Source organism: Actinomycetota bacterium, assembly GCA_036280995.1.
Classification (GTDB): domain Bacteria; phylum Actinomycetota; class CALGFH01; order CALGFH01; family CALGFH01; genus CALGFH01.
The window spans coordinates 1-6295 of the sequence record DASUPQ010000073.1 but is presented as its reverse complement, the minus strand read 5'-3'; the positions used below and the strand labels follow the sequence as shown (position 1 = coordinate 6295).

General features: G+C 71.5%; 1 protein-coding gene and 2 pseudogenes. 1 reads left to right on the top strand and 2 read right to left on the bottom strand.

Annotated elements, in window-relative coordinates:
- Positions 1 to 216: 216 nt before the first annotated feature.
- Positions 217 to 1280: pseudogene (locus VF468_02070) on the top strand (integrase core domain-containing protein).
- A gap of 359 nt (positions 1281 to 1639) precedes the next feature.
- On the opposite strand, the gene VF468_02065 reads toward VF468_02070, so the two are convergent.
- Both VF468_02065 and VF468_02060 read right to left on the bottom strand, forming a co-directional pair.
- Complete coding sequence (locus tag VF468_02065) at positions 1640 to 4264, bottom strand: AAA family ATPase (GenBank protein ID HEX5877103.1); 2625 nt, start codon at positions 4262 to 4264, stop codon at positions 1640 to 1642.
- 400 nt (positions 4265 to 4664) lie between these two features.
- Positions 4665 to 5536: pseudogene (locus tag VF468_02060) on the bottom strand (alpha/beta fold hydrolase).
- Between the last annotated feature and the right edge of the window lie 759 nt (positions 5537 to 6295).

The following is a 6295-nucleotide window of genomic DNA, read 5'->3' as shown; positions in this document are numbered from 1 at the left end:
CACCCGCGACGCCGGCATGCCTTGCTGGTGGTCGGCGAGCTTACAAATGAGCCCTTGACCGGATCCGAGGAGGCATTGTCGTCCCTTCACCTGGACCAGGGACGCCGACCAGATCCTGGCCAAGCTCAAGCGTCAAACTTGTGGGTGCCAGAAAGTCGGTCGTAGGCTCTGAGCTGCGACTTCGCTGAGGGAGGCGCTGACGCCGATGATCGAGGGATGGCGCTACGACTGCTCTATCTGATCTTCTGCCAGCTGCTGGGATGGCTGGTGCTGCTGGCACGGCGCTCAGCGACCAACAACGCGGAACTGCTGGTGTTGCGGCACGAGGTTGCGGTGCTCCGCCGGCAGGTGACCCGACCCCGATTGGACTGGGCCGACCGCGCGGTGCTGGCCGCACTTTCGCGGATGCTGCCCCGCCCGAGCTGGAACAGGTTGTTCGTCAGGCCCGAGACGCTGCTGCGCTGGCATCAAGATTTGGTCCGGCGCCGGTGGACCTGCCCACACCGGCGTGGTCGTCCAGGCGTGGCGCTGGAGCTCCGCGCTCTGGTGCTGCGGCTGGCCAGGGAGAACCCGACCTGGGCTACCGCCGCATCCACGGCGAGCTGTGCCGCCTCGGCTACAGGATCGGGGCCAGCACCGTCTGGGCCATCCTGCAACGCGCCGGTGTCGACCCGGCACCCAAGCGGTCGGCCCTGACCTGGCGACAGTTCCTCCGCGCCCAGGCCAAGGGTGTGCTGGCGGTGGACTTCTTCACCGTGGACACCGTGTTCCTGCAGCGGCTGTACGTGCTGTTCGTGATCGAGGTCGCCTCCCGCCGCGTCCACGTGCTCGGGGTCACACCGCATCCAGCCGGGGACTGGGTGGCACAGCAGGCCCGCAATCTGCTCATGGCCCTCAACGACGGCGGCGGCCGGTTCCAGTTTCTGGTCCGCGATCGGGACACGAAGTTCACCGCCGCCTTCGACGCTGTCTTCGTCGCCGAGGCGATCCAGGTGCTCACCACGCCGGTGCGGGCGCCGCGGGCGAATGCGTACGCGGAGCGGTGGGTCGGCACGGTTCGGCGGGAGGTGCTGGACCGGATGCTGATCCTGGGATGCCGGCAGCTGCGGTGGGTGCTGGCCAAGTACTCCGATCACTACAACGGCCATCGTCCGCATCGCGCCTTGGGGCAGGCGCCGCCACTTGGGCCCGGCGTGCCAGTTGTCTTGGCGCCGCCTGGGAAGGTCGTGCGACGAGATCGCCTCGGTGGGCTGATCCATGAGTACGCGCAGGTCGCATGATGCGACCCGAATATCTGGCACCCACAGGGTCTTCCGGCACCGGCCATGAACCTGGCCTCTCGGCGTGACGCAGGCGAACGGCCCCCGCGGGGGGCCTACGGGGGCCGTTCGCGCTGGTGCCGTCGAGCTGTCTGACGGCGTCTACCAAGGTGGGATTGAGGCTCAGGTCGAGGAGAGGCGGATCGAGACGACGGCCCTGCTGTGGTTCGGCTCCTCATCGAGGCCGCGGTGCGACGGTCAATAGCTGCCGGCAGTCGTAGTGGTGGCTCCTACGATGTGACCGCCAGATCGACCGATTCTAGCCCCTCTGCTCTAGCAGGGGTCTTCCTGCCCAGCGGGGACGGGTCCATGCTTTTCGCCTACCGCGAGGCCCTGACCTCGAGCAGCGTAGCCAGCCGCGCCCGACTGGAGACGCCGAGCTTGGCGTAGACGCGGCCCAGATAGTTATCCACCGTACGAACGGACAGGTGGAGCCGGGTCGCGATCTCGCGGCTGGAGGCCTGGGCGGCGGCCAGCATGGCCACCTCCCGCTCTCGGGGCGTGAGCACCGAGACTGGCACGGCCGGGCCGAGGCCTGGAGTGAGAGCGCCCTGGCAGGTACCGGCCAGGGCTGCGGCCCTCTCCTGGGAGGCGTTGGCGCTGGCGTCGCGCCCGGCGGCCCGGTGAGCCCGGGCTGCCGCTGCCTTTGCCTCGGCTGCCAGCAAGAGGGCCCCCAGGTCCTCGAAGGCGGCCCCGACTCGATCCAGGGCCGCCCCATCCTTGGCGGCCAGCGCGACCGCCGAGCTGGCCAGCAGCGCCGCCAGCCGACCCTCCAGCAGGCCAACCAACTCCTCCAGCCGTTGCCGGACGGCGGCGGGGGCGCCCAGGCGGGCCACGTCGTACAGGGCGGCCACCTCGAGGGTGAACTGCTTGGAAGCCCGGGCCATGTCCGCCGCCCGGGTCGCGAGGGCGACGGCTCTGGTGAGCTCACCCGCACCGGCGGCCACCCACGCCTTGTCCAGCTCCACCCAGGGATCAAAGTAGCGGTTGGCCTCTCCGGCGCGGGCGTCCGCGCGCTCCAGCCAGCCCACCGCCGCCTCCTGATCGCCGGCCAAGGCGGCCACGCTGGCCAGTTCGGCCAGACACCAGCGCATGAACCGATAGGGATCCTGCTCATCCAGCAGGGCGACCGCCTCCCGCAGCCACGCCTCGGCGGTCGCGACCCGGCCCTCGGCCTTGGCGACCAGGCCCCGGAAGCCGGCCCAACCCCCGGTCCGCTCCGATGAGCGGTCGGCGACCGCAGCCTGGTACCCGGCGTCGGCGATCGCGCTGGCCTCGGTGAGCCGCCCGGCGCCGAGCAGCACCTGGCAGCGGACCAGGTTGAGCTGGGTCTCGCCCCAGGGCAGGTCCTGCGGGTGGAGCTCGGCCACGGCCAGCCCGCGGTCGGCCACGGCCAGCGCCTCGCCGAGCCGACCAAGCGACCCCAGGGCGGGCACGGCCGCGGTCGCGGCCCACACCAGCGCCTGCGGGGGAACCTCCGGCCGATCCAGGACCCGGCCGGCCACGGCTACGGCCTCGGGAAGGCGGCCGTCAAACAGCAGGATCCAGGCCAGCATGGCGACCGCTTCCTCGCCACCCTCCTCGCCCACCGCCGCCTGCTGCAAGACCTTCTCGGCCTCAGCGGTCCGCTCCAGCCCCCAGTACAGGTTCCCGGCCCGAATGCTTGCCCAGCGGGCCCGCTCGGCGCCCTGGGCCGGCGGCTCCCCGTCCATCACCGCCACCGCCTCGGCGTGTCGGCCCTGCCACTCGAGGGTCTCGGCCAGGACCCGCACCGCGGTCGGGCCACCCCCGGCATCGACCGCGGCACGGGCCAGGCGTTCGGTCAGCTCATGGTCGAAGCGGCCAGCGGCCTGCCGGGCCGCCTCCAGCAGCAGGTCTGGGCTGGTGGCCATGCCGGCTTCTAGCTGCCAGGCGCCGACCCGCAACAGGTCGTCCCGTCGCCGTAGGGCGCCGGCGCCGAAGGCGGCCGCCAGCCGCTCGGCCACCGCCCGCGCTCGGCTCAGCGGTTGGACAGCCCGCAGCACCTCGCCATACAGGGGGTGCGCGAGCCGGGCGAGCGTGCGGCGGCCCGATCGCTCCAGCACCAGCAGGCCGCCGTCCTCGGCTGCCTGGACCGCGTCCTTGCCAACCAGCCGTTCGAGGACACCGACGCCCAGGGGCTCACCCCAAGCGACCAGTTCGACTGCAACCCTGGCCGTCTCGTCGAGCGTGGAAAGGCGGGCCTGGACCAGCTCGGCCAGGCGCGTCGCGTCCGCGAGCTTGCCCCTCCAACGCCACACCTTGTCCACCTGGCGCAGGGCGCCGCTCTCCAGCCCGCCCAGGACGAGCTCGCGCAGGTACAGTGGGTTGCCGCCGGTGATCCGCAGCACTTCCTCCTTGGTCACGCCGTCGACTGGCCCGCCGAGGGCCCGCTCGAGCAGCTCGGCGGTTGCCGACGGCGGTAGCGCCGACAGGTCCAGGCGGCGGGTCAGGCCATCCTTCCAGAGCGCGATCACCGGGTCGGGGGCCGGCTCGCCGGTCCGCACGGTGGCGACCACCACGGCGATGCCCCGGAACGCGAGCTGGTGCACCAGTGCGGCCGAGGCGTCGTCGAGCAGGTGAGCGTCGTCGACCCCGAGCAGCAGCGGCCGGCCACGAGACCGCCCGGCGAGCAGCTCGGCGGTCCGGCGGAGGGTGTCGAGGCGATCGTCGCCGAGGCGCTCGGCCGGGGGCAGCAGGTGGGAGACGGCCCCGAACGGGATCGAAGCGGCCGCCCGGGTTGCCGCCAGCCACTCGACCCCCCACCCCGCCGCCTCGGCCCGGGCCAGGGCTTCCCGGGCCATCCTCGTCTTGCCGATCCCGGCCTCACCGACGAGCACCACACCGCCGGCACGGGTGTCCGCAAGGACGGCGGACAGCACCTCGAGCTCGGCCTGGCGCCCCACCAGCGGCCACGTGACGTCCACCCAGGCCTCCTCAACCGATCGGACCGGCCAATAGAGTAGTGAACTACTCAAGACAGGGCAGCCGCCTGGGAATAGCGTCCGGTCGGCGCAACCGGGAGCGGCGGCTCCGGTTTCCCGACATGCTCGGCGGTGGGTTCCTCACGCCGCGAGCCGTGGTCGGTCCGGGGGGGAGGCGGCGCCGGGCGGCTTCGGGGGGTCGCCGCCCGGTTCCGACCCCTGTCGGATTGCGCCCCAACGTCCCCTCTGTGGACAGAGCGGATGCCGAGGTCGTGAACTCGACGGGACCATGGCTTGGTCCCGGGACCTCAGCATCTGCCTGGTTCAGGTGGTTCGCCGGTCGGGGCCAGCCGGCCGGCGGCCCCGGCTGGGCGGTCTACTCCCGAGCTCGATGGTGTTGGCGTCAGCGGGCCGGCCCTCCCGCATCTGCCGGCTGGGCCTCCCACCGCCCAAGGTGCTCCAGCAGCAGGCGACCCAGCTCCTCGGCGTGCTGCTCGGGGAGCCAGTGGCCGGCACCAGCAAGGACCTCGAACCGGTAGGCGCCGGTCACCCACCGCCCGGTCGTGGCGGCCGCCCTGGGCCCGAGCGCCGGATCACCCGAGCCCCAAACATACAGCGTCGGCACCCCCACCCGCGGGGCCCGCAGGCTGAACGGGGTGGCCGCCCGGTACCAGGCCAGCGCCGCCGACAGCGCACCCGGCTGGGCCAAGGCATGAGTGTAGGTGTCGACCCACTCGACCCCCAGCCCGTCCTGGGCCAGCAGCCGGCGCAGCCCCCACTGCCGGTGGGCCCCCAATAGCAGTTCTGGCAGGCGAGGGAGGCGGAATACCGGGATGTAGGCCGAGCGTAACGCCTGGGTGCCAGCAACCAGCGCTCTGGCAAACGCCCGCGGGTGGGGGTCGAGACGGCGGTCAGGGTGGCCACCCGGTCGGGCTGTTGGCCGGCCAGCCGCCAGGCCACCACCCCGCCCCAGTCGTGGCCGACCAGGTGGAAGGTTTCGGCGCCGAGCCGATCGGCGATGGCGACCACATCGGCGACCAGCTCGGGCATCCGGTAGGCCTGGATGGTGGTGGGCCGGGCGGTGGGGGAGTAGCCGCGCTGGTTGGGCGCCACCGCCCGGTACCCGGCCTCGGCCAGCGTGGCCAACACCTGGGTCCAGCAGGCGCAGGTCTGGGGGAAGCCATGGAGCAGCACGACCAGCTCACCGGTTGGCGGGCCGGCGGCGAGCGCGTCAAAGGCCAACCCGCGGGCAGGGAGCTGGAGCGGTTCGATCATGTGATTTGGGTCACCGAGGCCGTCAGTCAGTCTGCCGGTTCACCTGGACCTTACCGCCGAACCACGGCCAGAGCTCAACAGGAGCGCCACTCGCCGCAGAGCGGCAACCGGACGACCACAGGACTGGATGGCGGCCCATCGCTTCTGGTGAGGAGTCTCAACGTGGCAACCACTTTGGCAACCCAGGCGCTGATACCAGGCACCATAGGACGGGTCTAGATGGAATCGGTCCCGCACCTGAGCAGCCAGGACGGGTCTGGGCGGGTCCAGCCGGAGAGTTAGGGACCGACTCGTAATCGGAAGGCCGTCGGTTCGAATCCGACCTCGGGCTCCAAACAGCACGTCAGAGCACCTATACGCTAATCATGGAATGGGCTGGTGGACAGGCTTGCCTCCGACCCCCTTGCAGGGCCCCGGCGTTCTCTCGATTCGTCCGACTCACTCCGCGCGGCCGCGCAGCGGTGAACACTGCTTCTACGCCGGTCAGGGGCCGCAAGGTCGTCAACAATGATCCGGACATATGTCTCATAACGAGAGAACGCCGGGGCCTTGGCCGGCACCCTGGAACCCTACGGCTGCAGCCTCAGGGCTCCTACCCGCCATTCAATAAGTCGGCGGGGCGTCGTTGAAGTCGCTGCCCCGCTCGGCCTGCCGCTCGCGGCCGCTCGAGCGCTCGCCATTGCCACGCTGGCTGGTCCGTTCAACCTTGGCGGTGGCCCACTTGAGGGAGGCGCCCACCTCGTCGGCCTCTATCTCGGT